Genomic DNA, 18357 nt, shown 5'->3' with positions numbered 1-18357 from the left:
AGACCAACCGCGAGGAATCAGAGGTCACCGTCGTCATGAGCAGTGGTTCTCAGCCCCCGGACCGCGCCGCGGCCGTCGCGTCGCTGCGCGGGCAGGTCAGCGAGCTGCACAAGGAACTCGTCCGCTACCAGCTGGTCGTGTGGACGGCGGGCAACGTCTCAGGACGCGTGCCGGGCCACGACCTGTTCGTCATCAAACCCAGCGGCGTCGACTACGACAGCCTCTCGCCCGCCAACATGATCGTGTGCGACCTGGACGGCCGGGTGGTCGAGGGCGACCTGTCACCCTCCTCCGACACCGCCGCCCATGCCTACGTCTACCGCCACATGGACCGGGTGGGCGGGGTGGTGCACACCCACTCGACGTACGCCTGCGCCTGGGCCGCGCGCGGCGAGCCTGTGCCGTGCGTCCTGACGGCAATGGCCGACGAGTTCGGCGCGGAGATACCCGTGGGCCCGTTCGCGCTGATCGGCGACGACTCCATCGGCAAGGGCATCGTGGACACCCTCGACGGCCACCGCTCGCCCGCGGTCCTCATGCAGAACCACGGCGTCTTCACCGTGGGCGAGGACCCGCGTGCCGCCGTGAAGGCGGCCGTGATGTGCGAGGACGCCGCCCGCAGCGTCCACATAGCGCGCCAGCTGGGCGAGCCCCTGCCCATCGAGTCCGCCGCCGTCGACCGCCTCCACGCCCGCTACCGGCACGTCTACGGGCAACGCCGCCCCGCCGGGCCCAGGGGAGCCACCGCATGAGCGAGCCCGCGCAGGAGGTCTGGTTCCTCACCGGCAGCCAGGGCCTCTACGGCGAGCAGACGCTGCGCCAGGTCGCTGACCAGTCGCGTGCCATCGCCGAACGACTCGGCGCACACGCCGCCACCCCCGTCAAGGTCGTGCCCACCCCCGTCCTCACGGACGCGGCGGCCATCACCCGCGCCATCACGGAGGCGAACGCGGCACCCCACTGCGTGGGGCTGATCGCCTGGATGCACACGTTCTCGCCGGCGAAGATGTGGATCGCGGGGCTCGACCTGCTGCGCAAGCCGCTGCTGCACCTGCACACCCAGGCCAACGTCGAACTCCCCTGGTCCACCATCGACATGGACTTCATGAACCTCAACCAGGCCGCGCACGGGGACCGCGAGTTCGGGTACGTCCAGGCGCGGCTCGGCGTCGCGCGCAAGACCGTGGCGGGTCACGTCTGCGACCCCGCCGTCGCCCGGCGCGTGCACACCTGGATGCGGGCCGCGCTCGCGCGCGACGCGGTGGGCAGGCTGAAGGTCGCCAGGTTCGGCGACAACATGCGGGACGTGGCCGTCACCGAGGGGGACAAGGTCGAGGCGCAGCTGCGGTTCGGCGTCTCCGTCAACACCTACGGCGTCAACGACCTCGTCGCCGCCGTCGACGAGATCGGGGACCGCGCCGTCACCGTGCTCGCGGACGAGTACGAGGAGACCTACCGCATGGGCGAGGGGCTCGGCCGCGGCGGCGAACGCCACGACGCGCTGCGCTACGCGGCCCGCGTCGAACTCGGCCTGCGCGCCTTCCTGACCGCGGGCGGGTTCGACGCCTTCACCACCAACTTCGAGGACCTGGGCGGGCTGCGGCAACTGCCGGGCCTCGCCGTGCAGCGGCTGATGGCCGACGGCTACGGGTTCGGCGGCGAAGGGGACTGGAAGACCGCCGTCCTGCTGCGCGCGCTCAAGGTCGCGGGCCGGGGCGCCGCGGGCGGCAGCTCCTTCATGGAGGACTACACCTACCACCTCGTCCCGGGCAGCGAACTCATCCTCGGCGCGCACATGCTGGAGGTGTGCCCCAGCATCGCGGCGCACCGCCCCAGTTGCGAGATCCACCCGCTGGGCATCGGCGGCAGGGAGGACCCGGTCAGGCTGGTCTTCGACGCACACGCGGGGCCCGCGGTGGTGGTGGGCCTCGCGGACATGGGCGATCGCTTCCGCCTGGTCGCCAACAGGATCGACGTCGTACAGCCCCCGCACCCCCTGCCGAGACTGCCGGTGGCGCGGGCCGTCTGGCGTCCGGCGCCCGATCTCCGCACCTCGACGGAGGCATGGCTGACCGCGGGCGGCCCGCACCACACCGTGCTGTCGACCGCCGTCGGTACGGAGGAGCTGTCCGACTTCGCGGACATGCTGCGCACCGAGCTTTTGCTGATCGACGAGACCACGCAGCTGCGGCAGTTCGCCAAGGAGATCCGCTGGAACCAGGCGTACTACCGGCTGGCCGGTGGGCTGTGACCCGGGAGCGCACGGTCCCGGGGGCGGCCCGGTCTGCCGGTGTGTTCCGCGCATGTCCCGGCCGCGAAGGGCGGGATGTGCGCGTATGCCATGCGCCCCAACTCCCGTGCGGGCAGGGGGCCGCGATTCGGCCCGTTTTTCTCTGTGCGACACCTTGACGCTCCCGCAGTGAGCGCTAACACTCTTAGGCGGCGGGCATCGGAAGCCCGCCGTGCTCCACGCGGAGGGCCGAACCCGGCCCAGGGGGACCACGTTCCGCGCCCCCGTCGTACCACGCTCGCAAGACGAAATGATGTGCCCCGTACCTCGGGGCCCCATGTTGTTAGCGCTCACAATGGCCGCCAAGGCCACTGTCTGAACAGGAAGTGCGCCTATGCGTGAAGTCCGAGCTGTTGTGGTCGCGGGGCGCCGGCGGTGGAGTGCCGCGGCGGTGGCACTGGCCGCCGTGCTGGCCGCGGCGGGGTGCAGCAAGAGCGGTGCCGGGGACTCCTCGGCGGCGACCGGCCCGGACGCGGGAGGCTCCCACGCGTCGGCAGCGCCCGCCATCAAGGGCGACATCGCGTTCAATGACGCGAACCTCGCCAAGCTGGACGCGGCACTCAAGGCGGCCCTCAAGGGCAAGGACCTGTCCAAGCTGCACGAGGCCATGGTGGTCAACGTCGCGGTCGACTACTGGAACGCCGGAAAGCAGGGCTTCACCAAGGGCCTTGCCGACCTCGGCGTCAAGGGCACGTACCAGGCCCCCGCCAACGGCCGCCTCGACCAGCAGCTGTCGATCATCCAGACGCTGCGCGGCCAGGGCATCACCGGGCTCAGCGTCTCCGCCATCGACCCGACGGCGATCAAGGCGCCGATCTCGTCCGCCAAGAAGGCCGGCATCCCCGTCCTCGCCATCGACTCGCCCCTGCCGAAGGAGGACGGCGCCGACCTCTACCTCGGCACCCCGAACTACGAGGCGGGCCATAAGGCCGGCGAGGCGATGAAGCAGGCGCTCGACGGCAAGGGGCAGGTGGTGATCCTGGTCGGCTCGCTCACCACGTCCAACGCCGTCGAACGCATCAAGGGGTTCGAGGACGCGCTCAAGGGATCGGACGTCAAGGTCGTCCAGAAGCTCAGCGACGGCATGGACGCCTCCAAGGCCCTGTCCAACGCGCAGACCGCCTTCCAGACGAACCCGAACATCAACGGGCTGTACGGCGTCTACTCCTACGACGGCCCCTCCGCCGGCCAGGCCGTGCAGGCCGCGGGCAAGACCGGCCGCATCAAGATCATCTCGGATGACAGCGACCCGCAGACGCTGAAGTTCCTGAAGTCCGGAGTCATCCAGGCCACCGTGCTCCAGCAGCCCTACCAGCAGGGGTACACCGGCGCCTACCTGCTGGCCGCGTTCAAGGTGCTGGGCAAGGAGGCGACCCTCAAGCTCGTGGGGCCTTACCTGGAGAGCGACCACACCACGCTCAGCTCCGGCGTCGGCCTGGTCACCAAGGCCAACCTGGCGGACTACCAGGCGAAGCTCAAGCGGCTGGGCATCGGCTGATGGACGGGCACAACGACATCGGGCACACCGAAAGCGCGGTCACCCTGCGGGACGTGTCCAAGTCGTACGGCCCCGTGAAGGTGCTCGACATCCCGCGGCTCGACCTGGCGCGCGGCCAGATCGTGGCGGTGGTGGGAGAGAACGGCGCGGGCAAGTCCACACTGATGGGCGTCCTGTCCGGCACCGTGACCCCCACCACGGGCTGTGTCGAGGTCGCGGGCCGGCCTCTCCAGCCGGGCCGCCCCGACCACGCGCGCGAGGCCGGAGTCGCCCTCGTGGCGCAGGAGTTCCCGCTGGTCGGCCAGATGAACGTGGCGGAGAACCTGCTGCTCGGGCGGCGGCCGCGGCGCGCGGGCAACCGGTTCGTGGAGCGCCTGGTCTTCGACCGCCCCGGCACCCGGGCCGAGGCCGGGGCGCTGCTCGCCGAGGTCGGTGTGGAGGGTGTGGACGTCGACCGGCCGGTCGAGCGATTCCCGGTGCCGGTACGGCAGATGATCGAGATCGCCAAGGCCTGGGGCCACCGGCCGGTCGTCCTCATCCTCGACGAACCGACGTCGTCGCTCGGCCCCGTGGAGGCCGGGAACGTGCTGGACCTCGCGCGCCGGCACGCCGCCGCGGGCGGGGCCGTGCTCTTCATCGGGCACCGCCTCGACGAGGTGCGTTCCGTCGCGGACCGGGTCGTCGTCCTGCGCAGCGGGCGCCTCGTCGCGGACCTCACCCCCGCGGAGGCCACCGAGGAGCGGATGATCCGCGAGATGGTCGGCACGGAACTCGCACGCGCCGATCTCGCGCCGCCCTCCGCGGTGGAGCGCACCACGACCCTGAGCGTGCGTGAACTGACCGCCGACGGGCTCGGCCCCGTCGACCTGGACGTCAGGGCAGGCGAGATCGTCGGCGTCGCCGGGTTGATGGGCTCGGGGCGCAGCCGCCTGCTGCACACCGTGATGGGCGCGCAGCCGCGCACCGGCGGCACCGTACGGTTCGACGGGGCCGACTTCCGTCCCCGCCACCCGGCCGACGCGGTCGAGGCGGGCATCGGCCTCGTCCCGGAGGACCGCAAGGCGCAGTCGCTGCTGCCGGCGCACTCCGTGCGGTGGAACGTCACCCTCGCGACCCTGCGCCGCATCAGCGCTCGCGGTGTGCTCACGCCGCGCGCCGACAAGGAGCACGCCCGCCGCATCGTCGGGGACCTCGGTGTGCGCCTGCACAGCCAGGAGCAGCCGATCGGCGACCTCTCGGGCGGCAACCAGCAGAAGGCGGTCTTCGGGCGCTGGCTCGCGGCCGACCCGAAGCTGCTGCTGCTCGACGAGCCGACCCGCGGCGTCGACGTCGGCGCGAAGGCGGAGATCTACGGGCTCATCGACGCCGCGGCCGAGCGCGGACTCGCCGTGCTGGTGGCCTCCTCCGAACTGGAGGAACTGCTGTGGATCTGCCACCGGATCGTGGTGATGGCGCACGGGCGGGTGGTCGCCGACCTCCCGCGCGAACGCTTCGGCAAGGAAGTGATCATGACGGCGGCCGCCGGGACGCGGTCCGGGGCGGCCACGCGAGGCACGCGAGGGAAGGCGAGCACATGAACACCAGCACCGCACCGGTGAAGCCGGCGGCGGACACCGCGAGCCGGGCGCGCACATCGCGCGTAAGGCGACTGGCCGAGACGCCCGAGGTCGGTGTGGTCACCGCGTGCGTCGTGGTCTTCGCCGCCCTCGCGATCGACAAGTCGGCGTTCGCCGGGGCGGTCAACCTCCAGGGCATGGGGTTCGACCTGGCCCAGTACGGGCTGATCGCCATCGGCGAGTCCCTGGTGATCCTCACCGGCGGCATCGACCTCTCGGTCGGCGCGCTGCTCGGCACCAGTGTGATCCTGATGTCCTGGTTCAACGTACGCGCCGGCATGCCACCCGTCGTCGCCATCCTCGTCACACTGGCGATAGCCGGGGGAGTGGGCCTGCTGCACGGGCTGGCCGTCACGCGCCTCAGGATGGCGCCGTTCGTCGTCACACTGGTCACCTACACGGTGGCACAGGGGGTCACCCTGGCCATCACGTCCGGCACGTCCATCACCGGCATCGGCGGACTGTTCGGGGACATCGGCCAGACGTACGTCGCCCAGATCCCGCTGCCGCTCCTGCTGTTCGTGGTGGTCGCCGCTGTGGCGTGGTTCTTCCTCGAACGCACCTACGCGGGACGCCAGGTGTACGCGGTCGGCGGCAACCCCGAGGCCGCGCGCCTGGCCGGGATACGGGGCAGCCGCAGAATCGTGTCGATGTACGTGACCAGTTCGCTGCTCTCCGCCTTCGCGGGGATCATGGTGCTCGGCCGGATGAGCGTCGGCTCGGCCAGCGGCGTGGGCGTCGGCTGGGAGCTGTCGGCGATCGCGGCGGCCGTCATCGGCGGCGTGAGCCTGGTCGGCGGCCAGGGCCGCATCATCGGCATCGTGGCCGGCACCGTCCTGCTCGAACTCATCAACAACGGCCTGACGACGCTGCGGGTCAACACCAACTACACCAACATCGTGCTGGGATGCGTCCTGGGCCTCGCCATCACGGCCGACCGGCTGCGCGCGAGAAGCATCGCCAAACGCGGCTGAACCGCCCGTGTGGCTGCCCGCGGGCAGCCACACGAGCGGTTCAGCCGTCAGCCCAGCCTGGTGTCGGCGTAGACGACCATCGCGTCGTGCTGGTAGTCGGCCAGACCGTCGGCGATCCTGTCCCAGTTGACGCGCATCCTGGGGTCGTCCACGTACGTCTTGGCCAGGCCCCTGTACGCGGCCGCGTCCGGCGTCCAGAACCGGCACACGCCCCGGTAGTGTGCGTCCATCTCGGCCTGCACGGCGGGATCGGCGACCGGTGTGCCGGCCACCATGAGCTCCGCCACGCGGATCATCTGCGCCGTCACCTCACGCTGCCACCGCTCCTGGTCGGCGTCGGTCATCCCCTGTACGGCCTGCCGGGACTCCTCCCACGCCCGTGGCCACCGCTGCCTCGCCTCGGCGTCCATGGCCCGGGCGTCGGCGGACGAGGCCTGGAAACCCTCGAAGAGGTTCTCCGGCCTGTTGATCTTCGTCATGGCGCTGCCGTCCTTCTCCTCCAGTTCGGCGATGGTCCGCCCGACCGTGCGCACGAGCGTGTCCAGCCGGTCGCGCTCGCTCAGCAGCCGCCTGTGGTGCTCGCGCAGCACGGTCACGCGGTCGGCCCGGCTGTCCAGCACCGCCTGGATCGCGCGCAGTCCAAGGCCCAGCTCCCGCATCAGCAGGATCTGCTGCAACCGCAGCAGGTCCGCCTCCTCGTAGTGGCGGTGCCCGTTGGATCCGATGCGCGCGGGCGGCAGCAGGCCGATGGCGTCGTAGTGCCGCAGCGTCCGGGACGTCACCCCGGACATCCGGGCCACGTCCGCGATCGACCAGGACATCGCCGTTCCCTTCTTCGCCGGGCCGGTCGTTCCGGCCACACGGACGACCGTAGGAGTTGACGCAACGGAAACCGCAAGCCCGCGGGGTGCCGGGCCGCGGCCGCGGTGGGTCAGACCGAGGTCACCGGGACGCCCGCGGCCGCTATGCGCTCCAGTTCCTCCTGCGCGGCCTCGCCGTCCGTCACGAGATGCCCGACGGCCGCCAGCGGGCAGATCTTCGCCAGTGTGACCTTGCCGATCTTCGAGCTGTCCGCGACGACGACCGTGCGGCTGCTGCTGTTGGTGAAGGCACGGTCGGTCGCCGCCTCCAGCTGGTCGTGCGTGGTGCAGCCGTGCGCGGCACTGATGCCGTCGACACCGAGGAACGTCACATCGGTGTGGTACTCGGTGAGCGCCTTCTCCGCGGTGGGGCCCACCAGTTCGTAGCTCTCGGTGCGTGCGGTGCCACCGATCACGACGAGGGTGACGTCCTTGTGCAGGACCAGCTCCGCCGCGATGTTCACCGCGTTGGTGACGATGGTGACGGGGCCGCGCTCGGCGAGCAGCCGGGCGATCTCCGTCGCGGTCGAGCCGCCCGTCATCCCGACGACGGCGCCCGCCGGCACCAGCGCGGCCGCGGCGCGGGCGATGGCCAGCTTCTCCGGCCTGCGCCGCTCGCTGCGGTACTGCAGCGGTGCTTCGAGGCCGATGCTCCCGAGCGCCGCACCGCCGTGGGTACGCCGCAGGAGGTTGAGGGCGTCGAGGTGCTGGAGATCGCGCCGCACCGTGGCCCCGGAGACGTGCAGCAGCCGGGACAACTCCTCGACGCCCACGCTGCCCTTCGCGGAGACATGCTCAAGGATGCGCGCGTGGCGCTCAGTTCTCAGCATGCCCGCAGCATAGCCATTCGCACTCGTCGGAGCCTCGGAATAGGCGGTCCTGCGGTCGTGCAGGGGACGTTTTCCCCGCGTAGTGGTCGCTTCTCACTGCGCAGTTCTGATCAGATTCGCACCCTTGACATGACGAATACTGCTCGATTTACTGCTGGCGACGCCGCACCAGTGGTCGGCGTCAGAGGTACGCCCAGCCGGTGGACGGTGTGATGCCGCGAGCCCGGACAAAGTCGCCAGGGCGGTGGTCGCCACCGCCCGAGGCGGGGACGTGCCCGCCACAGCCGGAGCTCGATGATGAACGTCCGCCTCCTCCCGGGGTCCCGTCTCCCCGGCGTCCGCCGCCGGCCCGTGCGGGGACCGTACGCCGCACGGGGCAGCCGCCCGGGTGATCAGGCACGAGGCCCCGGCAGGACCGGCGACCACCCGTAGTCCCGCCCGGGCGCGCCCTGACCCCCGCGGTCCCAGCAGGCCGGGCCGGGCAGCCCCGGCTCTTCCTCCGGCCTGCCGCACAGCGCCTTTTCCCGGTCGCGCGCTCCGTTCCGGCGGCGCAACACCCAAGAGCACCCAAGCACACGACACCGCATGCCGCCCTTCCCTCGTCCAGCGCATTCGATCCCCACTTGGAGGTCCAGTGGCTCTCGGCCAGCACCATCCCGCACCGCACACGCGCCGGAGCGTGCTGCTCGCCGGTTCCGGGGTCGCCGCGGCCACACTCCTCGCCGGGTGCGGCGGCGGTGCGGGCGACGGTGTGGGGCCCGACGGCAGGGTCACGATCAACATGTGGCACGGCCAGACCGACACCGGACTTGCGGCCATCAAGCGCCTGGTGGCGCGGTTCACCCGCACCCACCCGCACATCAGCGTCGATCTCAGCGGGGGAGTGCTGGCCGACTCCATGCTGCAGAAGGTCACCGCGGCCCTGGCCTCCGGGTCGTACCCGGACATCGCCTACATCTTCGGCTCCGACCTCGCCGGCGTGGCCCGCAGCCCGCAGGTCGTCGACCTGACCGACACCGTGCACTCGGCGCCCACACCCTGGAAGAACTACTGGGGGCCCGCCAGGGAGGCCGTCACCATCAACGGGCACGTACGGGCCTCGCCCGCGCTCCTCGACTCGCTCGCGGTGGTGTGCAACAAGAAGCTGTTCCGCGAGGCGGGCGTCGATCTGCCCGAAGCGGGCTGGACCTGGCGAGACTTCGTGGACGTCGCCCACCGCCTCACGGACCCGGGGCGCGGCACCTTCGGCACCGGCTGGCCCGGTGTGGGGGACGAAGACACCGTCTGGCGGCTGTGGCCGATGGTGTGGGACCTCGGCGGCGACGTCATCGGCGCCGACGGGCGCAGCATCGGCTTCGAGGACTCCGGGGTCCGCGCCCTGGAGACCGTGCAGGCGCTCGCGCGGGCCAAGAGCGTCTACATCGACCCCAAGCCCGGCACCGAGCAGATGTACCAGGTCTTCGCGTCCGGCAGGATGGGCATGGTCGTCACAGGACCCTGGCAACTCCCCGACATCCGGCAGGCGAAGGTCGACTACGCGGTGGTGCCGCTGCCCAGCTACAGCGGCAAGCCCGTCACCATATCCGGCCCCGACACCTGGACCGTCTTCGACAACGGTGACGCGCGTTCACGGGCGGCCCGCACCTTCGTGTCCTGGCTCGCCCAGCCCGACCAGGACGTCCACTGGGACATCGAGGCCGGCAGTCTGCCCCTGAGCCGGCGCAGCGAGGACGAACCCGCGTGGCGGAAGCACGCCGCCGCGACCACCGGGCTCGACGTCTTCACCAAGGCGCTCGACTCGGCGCGCGTGCGCCCCGCACACCCCGCCTACGCACAGGTCTCCACGGCGCTCGGCCAGGCCATCGTGGCCGTGCTGCTCGGCAAGAGCAGCCCGGCGCAGGCCATGCGCCGCTGCGCCTCCGAGGCCAAGGCCGCCCTCGTCATCCCGCGCTGAGGAGCGTTTCCATGTCCGCACTGCCCACCCCTTTCACGCTCCCCGACCACGAGAGGCAACTGCGCGCCAAGCGCCGCGGCCGCCGGCGCGAGTCCGCCACCGCCTGGGGATTCGTCCTCCCCGCCGTGCTCGTCATCATCGGCCTCAGCGTGGTGCCCGTCATCTGGTCGCTGCTCCTGTCCTTCCAGGCCGACGACCTGGTGACACCGAGCCACTGGGTCGGCTTCGACAACTACCGCGCGCTCACCGAGGACCCGCACTTCAGCCAGGCCGTCGGCAACACACTGCTGTACACCGTGCTCTACGTGCCCCTGAGCATCGTCCTCGGCCTGCTGCTCGCCCTGGTGCTGAACCGCCGCATCCGGCTCGTCGGGCTGTACAGGACGCTGATCTTCATCCCGTTCATCATCTCCGAGACGGCGCAGGGTGTGCTGTTCTCCTTCATCCTCGACCCCCAGTTCGGCGCCGCCAACTCCGTACTGAACAAGCTGGGCCTGCCGTCCCAGGGCTTCCTCACCGACCCGAACCAGGCGCTCCCCGTCCTCGTGGCCGTCTCGCTGTGGAGCGGCACAGGATTCTGCGTCGTCATCTACCTCGCCGCGCTTCAGGACGTGCCGCAGAACCTCATCGAGGCGGCCAAGCTGGACGGGGCCGGCCGTTGGCACCTGCTGCGCCACGTCGTCCTGCCGACGCTCACCCCGGTCAGTGTGTTCCTGGTGATGTGGCAGACACTCCAGGCCCTCCAGGTGTTCGACCTGGTGTACGTCACCACCAAGGGCGGGCCACTCGGCTCGACCACCGTCATCGTCTACTTCATTTGGGAGCAGGCGTTCAAGAACTTCACCGCCGGCTACGGGGCGTCGGCGGCCTACGTCCTCGCACTGGCCCTGCTGGTGGTCGGAGGAGCCATGCGGCTGGCCAGGCGCCGCAAGTCAGCCACCGCCGAGGGAGCAGCCCGATGACCGCGACCACCACCACCCCGGCGAACGGCGTCCGCCCGCACACCCCGGCGCCCGCGGCCGGGCCGCGCCCGCGCCGCCGGCTGCTGCCGTTCAGCAAGTGGCACCTGCTGCTCGCGCCGCTGGGCATCATTTTCGCGCTGCCCATGGTCTGGCTCGTCCTCAGCTCCGTGATGAGCGACGCGGAGATCAACAAGTTCCCGCCCGCGCTGTGGCCCTCGGGGATCCACCTCGACGGCTACCGCTACGTGCTCGGCAACGCCATGTTCCCGCGGTGGTTCGCCAACTCGCTGATCGTCTCGGCCGTCGCGGTCCTCTCCAACCTCGTCTTCGGCTCGCTGGGCGGCTACGCGTTCGCCCGCATGAGGTTCGCCGGCTCCCGCGTCCTGCTCGTGCTGATGCTTGCGACGATGGCGATCCCCTTCCAGCTGACCATGATCCCCACGTTCCTGGTCATGAAGAAGCTCGGGCTGATCGACACGCTCGGCGCGCTGATCGTCCCCTCCCTCGTGACACCGTTCGCGGTGTTCCTGCTGCGGCAGTTCTTCCTCTCCCTGCCCAGGGAACTGGAGGAGGCCGCCTGGATCGACGGGTGCTCACGGCTGCGCGTGCTCTTCCGCATCGTGCTGCCGCTGTCGAGACCCGCCCTCGCCACCGTCGCCGTCCTCACGTTCCTGTCCACATGGAACGACCTGACATGGCCGCTGATCGCCATCAACCACGACACGCATTACACACTGCAACTCGGCCTGACCACGTTCCAGGGCCAGCACCACACCAAGTGGTCCGCCGTCATGGCGGGCAACGTCATCACCGTACTGCCCGTCCTGCTGGCCTTCCTCGGTGCCCAGAAGTCGTTCATCCAGTCCATCACCTCCAGTGGCCTCAAGGGCTGACAAGCTGTTGTCAACAGAACGAGAAAGAGCAATGACCGCAAAGAAGATCGTGTTCATCGGCGCGGGCAGCGTCGTCTTCACCCAGGGCCTGCTGGCGGACATCTTCGCCTTCCCCGAGTTGAAGGACGTGCACATCGCCCTGCACGACATCGACGCGGAGCGGCTTGCCACCGCGCACGGAGCCGCACGCTTCATCGCGGGCGAGCGCCGGGCGGCCCCCCGCATCACCGCACACGCCGACCGGCGTGAGGCCCTGGAGGGCGCCGACTTCGTCATCAACATCGTCCAGGTGGGCATGCGCGAGGCCACCAGGACCGACTTCGAGGTCCCCGCGCGCCACGGCGTGCGCCAGACCATCGGGGACACCCTCGGCGTCGGCGGCATCTTCCGCGCACTGCGCACCTTCCCGCTGCTCAAGGCGCTCGGCGAGGACATCGCCGCCGTCTGCCCGGACGCCTGGCTGCTCAACTACACCAACCCGATGGCGATGAACGTTCAGTACCTGGCGCGTGCCACGGGACTGACCCGCGTGGTCGGCCTGTGCCACTCGGTGTTCTGGACGATGCACGACCTCGCGGAACTCGTCGGTGTGCCGTTCGAGGAGGTCAGGTACCACGCGGCGGGCGTCAACCACCAGGCGTGGGTGCTGCGCTTCGAGCACAATGGCCAGGACCTCTACCCGCGCCTGGACGAACTCATCGCCGGCGACGCCCAACTGCGGCGCAGGGTACGCGTGGACATGTACCGGCGCCTCGGCTACTACCCCACCGAGACCAGCGAGCACTCCAGCGAGTACGTGCCGTGGTACCTGCACCACGACAGCGAGATCGACCGGCTGCGCCTGTCCGTCGGCGAGTACCTCGGCATCGTCGACGAGAACGTGGCCGCCTACGAGGAGACCCGCAGGGCGCTCGCCGCCGGCGAGCCGCTCGCCTTCGAGTCCACCATGGAGTACGCGCCGCAGATCATCCACTCCATCACCACCGGCACACCGCGCACGGTCTACGGCAACGTCCCGAACCACGGCCTCATCGACAACCTGCCGTCCGACGGCACGGTCGAAGTGCCCTGCCTCGTCGACGCGCTGGGCGTCCAGCCCACCCGCGTCGGGGCGCTCCCGCCGCAGTGCGCGGCGCTCAACCGCACGTACCTGTCCATGAACGACCTCGTCGTACGGGCCGCCGTCGAGGACGAGCCCCGGCACATCAGGCACGCGGCCATGACCGACCCGTCGACCGCGGCCACACTGACCGTGGAGGCCATCTGGGACCTGTGCGACGACATGGTGCGCGCCCACGGCGACCTGCTCCAGCCCTCGCTGCGCGCGACGCTCGGGCACTGACCGGCCACAACGGTGAGGGGGCGTGGCACAGCCGCCACGCCCCCTCACCGTGCCGCTCCCGCTCAGCCCAGCGTGAACTTCTGGGCGCCGGAGTTGTTGCAGTCCCAGATCTGCAGCCTGGTGCCGTTGGCGGTGGCGCCGCTCGGGGAGTCGAGGCAGCGTCCCGACTGCGGGTTCAGCAGTGAGCCGTCGCTCTGCTGCTGCCACACCTGCCCGCCCGCGCCGTCACAGTCCCACAACTGCACCTGCGTGCCGTTGGCGGTGCCGTTGCCGTTGATGTCGAGGCAGCGCCCGAGCGTCCTCAGCGTGCCGTTGGTGGCGTGGAACCAGTGCTGGTCGGCTGCCCAGCTCTGGCAGCCCCACAGCTGCACCGGGGACCCGTTGGAGCCGGTGTCGTCCGCCGCGACGTCGACGCAGGTGCCGCCAGGTGCTGTGATGGGGCTCCCGCCGCCCACGGCGAACTTCTGGGCGGCGGAGCCGTTGCAGTCCCAGATGCGCAGCCTGGTGCCGTTGCCGGTGGCGCCGTTGGGCGAGTCGAGGCAGCGTCCCGACTGCGGGTTGAACAGGGAACCGTCGGAGCGCTGCACCCACTTCTGGCCGCCCACGCCGTTGCAGTCCCACAGTTCGACCTCGGTGCCGTTGGCGGTGCCGTTGCCGTCGATGTCGAGGCAGCGCCCGATGGTGGACAGCGAACCGTTGGTGTTGTGCCGCCAGTGCTGGTCCTCCGCGTACGACTGGCAGTCCCACAGCTGAACGCCGGTCCCGTTGACGCCGGTGTCGTCGGCGGCCACGTCCACGCACTTGCCGCCAGGTCCTGTGATCGTCCCCTGCGGCCCGTTGGGCACGTTCGTCTCCCCGGAGTACCCGACGGAGACGATGTCGGCCTGCACCGCGTTCTCCGCCGCGTCCGTCGGGTAGCCGGAGACCATCACGCCTTCGAAGAAGGTGCCCCTGTTCCAGTTGCTGTTGTCACCACCGGTGCCCAGGATGATGCCGCCCTCCTGGTGCATCGGCATGTAGCCACCGCGCGTGGGCAGTGAACCGTCCCACCACGTCGACAGTCCGCCCGACTGGGAGTCGCCGCCCTTGAGTGCGTACCTGGTCTGCCCGTTGTTCTTCAGGACCGCCGTGACGAACGTGCTGCCGTTGCCCCTGTTGGCGGTGTTGGAGCCGTTGTTCCCCTGGAACATGCCGTTCTCCATGTCGGCCTCGACCCACGGTCCCGAGCCGGTGCACGGCGCGAAGTAGCAGGTCGTCGCGATGGACACGGCGTCCATGTGGCCGTTGCCGGTGTCGGCCGGGGTCGCCTCCGCGTTGCCGTAGTCGAAGCAGCAGGCAGAATTCACGTGGGTACCGCTGGCGACCATGTACGCGCCCTCGGCCTGGCCGTTCACGGCGGTACCCGACGCGGCTCCCTGCGAGCGGTAGCCGACCCCGGGCGACACCCACAGGCCGTACACCTTGTGCCCGCCCGCCGTCACCGACAGCACACCGGCGTCCGCACCGCGGTCCGCGCCCATGCCCGACGTCCCCGCGGGGCCCGGCAGCAGATCGTTGTGACGCGACGTCTGGTCGTACACCTTGCTGATGCGGCACGTGGTGTTCCCGCAGAACGTGTCCTGCGCCTCGGCGTTGGCGTACCCGCCGGGCGACAGCACACCGATGTCGGACGTGGCACCGTCCGACGCCCGTTTCACCTGGTACAACGGCCCGTCGTACGACGAGAACAGAGCACGCGTCGTACTGTGCGCCGCCACACACGGCGTACCCGCCGCACCGTAGATGTCACACGGCAGGGAGCCCGCCGCCTGCGCCGTACCGGGAAGGGTGATCAGGACACCGACGACGAGCCCGACGGCCGCCACGGCGGACAGCAGGGCCCGCGCGTACCGGCGGGCGGGTCCCGCGATGGCGGCCTGGACGAGTCTCGCGATGCTGGATCTCATTGCGACCATGAGCGCTCCTGGATGGGGGATGGAGCATGAACTCGCCTGCGCAGCGGCAGAGTTCACCCCTGTCCGGCGACTGGCTCGGAAGGTACGCCCGTTGGTCGATTGCGTCAATATTTGTTGCTTTTTTCTTTCAGGCCCTCTTGTTGCTGTCTGAATCTGTTGCTTTCTCGCGCTGGGCGTCACGTTCTTTGATGCGCGCCGTTTCCTTCCTGACCTCGGCCTGGGTGGCGCGCTCCCGCCGCAGCCACCCGGGCTCGTCCGTCTTCAGCGCCTCGATCTGCTCGGTGGTGAGCGCCTCGGTCACCCCGCCGCGCGCGAGCCCCGCGATGGACACGCCCAGCTTCGCCGCGACGACCGGCCTGGGGTGCGGGCCGTCGCGGCGCAGCTCCCGCAGCCACACGGGCGGGTCGGCCTGGAGGGCGTTCAGCTCGGCGCGCGACACGGCACCCTCACGGAACTCGGCGGGGGTGGCTTCGAGGTACACACCCAGCTTCTTCGCCGCGGTCGCGGGCTTCATCGTCTGGGTGTTCTGGTGCGACGTCATGCCGACCAGGGTATCCAGCGCGTGCGCGGGCCCCGACCACGAGCGGCTAACCTTGCGGGGTGACAGGCACGGAGGGACCCACCGCGTTCCGGCTCGCGTACGTACCGGGCGTGACCCCCTCGAAGTGGGTGCGGATCTGGCAGGAGCGCGTGCCCGGCGTGCCGCTCGTCCTGCATCCGGTGACCGCCGCCCAGGCGCTCGGCGTGCTGCGCGAGCGCGGCGCCGACGCGGGCTTCGTCAGGCTCCCGGTGGACGGGGACGACCTCAGCGCGATCCCCCTCTACACGGAGACGACGGTGGTCGTCGCCCCGAAGGACCACGTCGTGGCGGCGGTCGACGAGGTGTCCGCCGATGACCTCGCCGACGAGGTCGTACTGCACCCCCTGGACGACACTCTCGGCTGGGAGCGGCCGCCCGGCCTGCCCGCGCTCCAGCGCGCGGCCACCACGGCCGACGCCGTGGAACTCGTGGCCGCGGGCGTGGGGCTCCTCGTGGTGCCGCAGTCCCTGGCGCGCCTCCACCACCGCAGGGACCTCACGTACCGGCCACTGCTCGGCGTCCCCGAGTCGCGGATCGCGCTGTCCTGGCCGCGGGACGCGACGACGGAGCACGTGGAGACCTTCATCGGGATCGTCCGCGGCCGCACCGTCAACAGCTCGCGGGGCCGCCCCGCCAACCCGCCCGCCAAGCCCGCGGCCGGCTCGGGGCGCGGCGACTCCGGGCGCCGCGGCTCCGGCGCGGGCAAGGCGGCGGGCGGGGCCGCCGGGAAGAACCGCCGCACCGCCTCCGGCCGCCCCGAGCGCGGCCGGCGCGGCAAGCCCCGCCGCAGGTCGTAGGCGAGGGCCAGGGCCGGGTCAGTGGCTCCCGGTCAGCTCCCCGCTGAGCCGGCCGTGCAGGTGCGCGCTCGGGTGGTTGAGCCCGACGATCTCGACGCTCTTCCCGCGCTGCTCGTACTTGGTCTCTATGGCGTCGAGAGCGGCGACCGACGACGCGTCCCAGATGTGCGCGTCGGTGAGGTCGATGACCACCTTGCCGGGATCGCCCGCGTAGTCGAACCGCGTGACCAGTTCGTTGGAGGAGGCGAAGAACAGCTCGCCCGTGATCGCGTAGACGACCTGCGAGCCGTCGGGATCGGTGACGGAGGTGACGTCGGCGAGGTGGGACACGCGGCGGGCGAAGATGATCATGGCGGTGACCGAGCCGACGACCACGCCGATGGACAGGTTGCTCGTGGCGACGACCACGATGACGGTGACGACCATGACGGCCGTCTCGCCGATCGGCATCCGCCTCAGGGTGGCGGGCTTGATCGAGTGCCAGTCGAAGGTGCCCACGGCGACCAGGACCATCACGGCCACCAGCGCGGCCATCGGGATCTCGGAGACGACGGGCCCGAGGGCGATGCACAGGATGAGCAGGAAGAACCCGGCGAGGAACGTCGAGAGCCTGGTGCGTGCCCCGCTCTTCACGTTGATCATGGTCTGCCCGATCATGCCGCAGCCGCCCATGCCGCCGAAGAAGCCGGTGACGATGTTGGCGATGCCCTGCCCGACCGCTTCCCTGGTCTTGTTCGAGCCGGTGTCGGTGAGCTCGTCGACCAGCTTCGCCGTCATCATCGACTCCATGATCCCGACCAGGGCCATCGCGAAGGCGTACGGGGCGATGACGGTCAGGGTGTGCACGGAGAAGGGCACGTCCGGGAGGCCGGGCACCGGGAGCGAGGAGGGCAGCCTGCCCTTGTCGCCGACCGTGGGCACGGCGATGCCCGCGGCCACGGTGATCACCGTGAGGACGGCGATGGAGACCAGCGGCGCGGGCACGGCCTTCGTCAGCCTGGGGAACAGCAGGATGAGCGCGAGCCCCGCCGCGACGAGCGGGTACACGGGCCACGGCACGTCCCGCAGGTTGGGGATCTGCGCGGTGAACAGCAGGATGCCCAGCGCGTTGACGAAGCCCACCATGACGCTGCGCGGCACGAACCGCATCAACTTGGCGAGGCCGAGCGAGCCGAGAACCACCTGGAAGAGGCCCGCGAGTATGACGGTGGCCACCAGGTAGCCGAGCCCGTACTGGCGGGCGACGGGCGCGATGACCAGGGCGACGGAACCGGTCGCGGCGGAGATCATCGCGGGGCGGCCGCCGGCGAAGGCGATCACCATGGCCATGGTGCAGGCGGCGAACAGCCCCACCTTCGGGTCGACGCCGGCGATGACGGAGAACGAGATGGCCTCGGGGATCAGCGCCAGGCCGACGACCAGACCGGCGAGGGCCTCGGTGCGCAGCACCTTCGGGGACAGCCAGGAGGGCCGTCCGCTGCCGCGCAGCAGCGACGCGGCGAAGGACAGGGGAGTGGACAAGGAAGCGGAACCTGTCGTGCTCGGGCACGCCCGGAGACGATCCGGGGCGGGCGGGAAAGGACGCGGAGGGCCGGACGGCCGGCCGCGGTCGGCCCGTGGCGCGGGCCGGAAGTCTTCGGTGGGGCGGGGAGGCGGGCGCACGGTCCGCCGTGCCGCGTCAGCGACGTAGGATCACGGCGGGCAGGGGGCGGCGACGGGCAGCGGGGACCTGCGCACACTCTCTCCTGCGGGACTCGGCGTCATGGCCGGATCAACTCTACCCTAACGTTAGGGTAGGTTCGCGGG

Annotated in this window: 15 protein-coding genes; 10 read left to right on the top strand and 5 right to left on the bottom strand. The window is 70.7% G+C overall.

The features are described from left to right. The first annotated feature begins 35 nt into the window (after window positions 1-35). The 5 genes from JFN87_RS08525 to JFN87_RS08505 all read left to right on the top strand — a co-directional run bounded on the left by JFN87_RS08525 (window position 36) and on the right by JFN87_RS08505 (window position 6378). On the top strand, window positions 36-752 hold the full coding sequence (locus JFN87_RS08525) for an L-ribulose-5-phosphate 4-epimerase (protein WP_209339308.1): 717 nt from the start codon (window positions 36-38) through the stop codon (window positions 750-752). Then, a complete protein-coding gene (gene araA / locus JFN87_RS08520) occupies window positions 749-2251 on the top strand; it encodes an L-arabinose isomerase (protein ID WP_209339307.1) in 1503 nt (500 codons plus the stop codon). The genes JFN87_RS08525 and araA overlap by 4 nt, the downstream gene beginning before the upstream one ends. A 373-nt stretch (window positions 2252-2624) precedes the next feature. Continuing rightward, window positions 2625-3788, top strand: coding sequence for a substrate-binding domain-containing protein (locus JFN87_RS08515; RefSeq protein WP_209339306.1), 1164 nt, complete (start codon window positions 2625-2627; stop codon window positions 3786-3788). Next, window positions 3788-5365 carry a sugar ABC transporter ATP-binding protein gene (locus tag JFN87_RS08510; RefSeq protein WP_209339305.1) on the top strand — a complete coding sequence of 526 codons (1578 nt, stop codon included), beginning with the start codon at window positions 3788-3790 and terminating at the stop codon, window positions 5363-5365. The genes JFN87_RS08515 and JFN87_RS08510 overlap by 1 nt, the downstream gene beginning before the upstream one ends. Further along, on the top strand, window positions 5362-6378 hold the full coding sequence (locus JFN87_RS08505; protein ID WP_209339304.1) for an ABC transporter permease: 1017 nt from the start codon (window positions 5362-5364) through the stop codon (window positions 6376-6378). The genes JFN87_RS08510 and JFN87_RS08505 overlap by 4 nt, the downstream gene beginning before the upstream one ends. 47 nt (window positions 6379-6425) lie before the next feature. Here JFN87_RS08505 and JFN87_RS08500 read toward each other — a convergent pair whose 3' ends face one another. Both JFN87_RS08500 and JFN87_RS08495 read right to left on the bottom strand, forming a co-directional pair. Further along, window positions 6426-7199, bottom strand: coding sequence for a MerR family transcriptional regulator (locus JFN87_RS08500; RefSeq protein WP_209339329.1), 774 nt, complete (start codon window positions 7197-7199; stop codon window positions 6426-6428). A gap of 110 nt (window positions 7200-7309) precedes the next feature. Continuing rightward, a complete protein-coding gene (locus JFN87_RS08495; RefSeq protein WP_209339303.1) occupies window positions 7310-8068 on the bottom strand; it encodes a DeoR/GlpR family DNA-binding transcription regulator in 759 nt (252 codons plus the stop codon). Window positions 8069-8702: 634 nt separating this feature from the next. Between JFN87_RS08495 and JFN87_RS08490 the strand changes: the two genes are divergently transcribed. Genes JFN87_RS08490 through JFN87_RS08475 form a run of 4 tightly spaced genes read left to right on the top strand, consistent with a single transcriptional unit; the run spans window position 8703 to window position 13219 of the window. Then, window positions 8703-10022: an ABC transporter substrate-binding protein gene (locus JFN87_RS08490; RefSeq protein ID WP_209339302.1), complete on the top strand. Its 1320-nt coding sequence runs from the start codon at window positions 8703-8705 to the stop codon at window positions 10020-10022. A gap of 11 nt (window positions 10023-10033) precedes the next feature. Then, a complete protein-coding gene (locus JFN87_RS08485; protein WP_209339301.1) occupies window positions 10034-10984 on the top strand; it encodes a carbohydrate ABC transporter permease in 951 nt (316 codons plus the stop codon). Then, the gene (locus tag JFN87_RS08480; protein ID WP_209339300.1) at window positions 10981-11877 is read left to right on the top strand and encodes a carbohydrate ABC transporter permease; all 897 of its coding nucleotides are present in this window, start codon (window positions 10981-10983) and stop codon (window positions 11875-11877) included. Before JFN87_RS08485 ends, JFN87_RS08480 begins: the two co-directional genes overlap by 4 nt. A gap of 31 nt (window positions 11878-11908) precedes the next feature. Next, window positions 11909-13219 carry an alpha-glucosidase/alpha-galactosidase gene (locus JFN87_RS08475; protein ID WP_209339299.1) on the top strand — a complete coding sequence of 437 codons (1311 nt, stop codon included), beginning with the start codon at window positions 11909-11911 and terminating at the stop codon, window positions 13217-13219. Window positions 13220-13281: 62 nt separating this feature from the next. Here JFN87_RS08475 and JFN87_RS08470 read toward each other — a convergent pair whose 3' ends face one another. Together JFN87_RS08470 and JFN87_RS08465 are read right to left on the bottom strand one after the other, a co-directional pair. Next, window positions 13282-15165 carry an arabinofuranosidase catalytic domain-containing protein gene (locus tag JFN87_RS08470; protein ID WP_209339328.1) on the bottom strand — a complete coding sequence of 628 codons (1884 nt, stop codon included), beginning with the start codon at window positions 15163-15165 and terminating at the stop codon, window positions 13282-13284. A gap of 136 nt (window positions 15166-15301) precedes the next feature. Further along, window positions 15302-15715, bottom strand: coding sequence for a DUF5997 family protein (locus JFN87_RS08465; RefSeq protein WP_209339298.1), 414 nt, complete (start codon window positions 15713-15715; stop codon window positions 15302-15304). Between the two features lie 59 nt (window positions 15716-15774). On the opposite strand from JFN87_RS08465, the gene JFN87_RS08460 reads away from it, so the two are divergent. Continuing rightward, a complete protein-coding gene (locus JFN87_RS08460) occupies window positions 15775-16551 on the top strand; it encodes a LysR family substrate-binding domain-containing protein (RefSeq protein ID WP_209339297.1) in 777 nt (258 codons plus the stop codon). An 18-nt stretch (window positions 16552-16569) separates the two neighbouring features. Here the strand turns inward: JFN87_RS08460 and JFN87_RS08455 are convergent, their stop codons facing one another. Further along, window positions 16570-18072 carry a SulP family inorganic anion transporter gene (locus tag JFN87_RS08455; RefSeq protein ID WP_209339296.1) on the bottom strand — a complete coding sequence of 501 codons (1503 nt, stop codon included), beginning with the start codon at window positions 18070-18072 and terminating at the stop codon, window positions 16570-16572. Between the last annotated feature and the right edge of the window lie 285 nt (window positions 18073-18357).

Source organism: Streptomyces montanisoli (genome assembly GCF_017813245.1).
GTDB lineage: Bacteria > Actinomycetota > Actinomycetes > Streptomycetales > Streptomycetaceae > Streptomyces > Streptomyces montanisoli.
The sequence above is the reverse complement of the archived record's forward strand: the minus strand, read 5'-3'. Positions and strand labels throughout refer to the sequence as shown.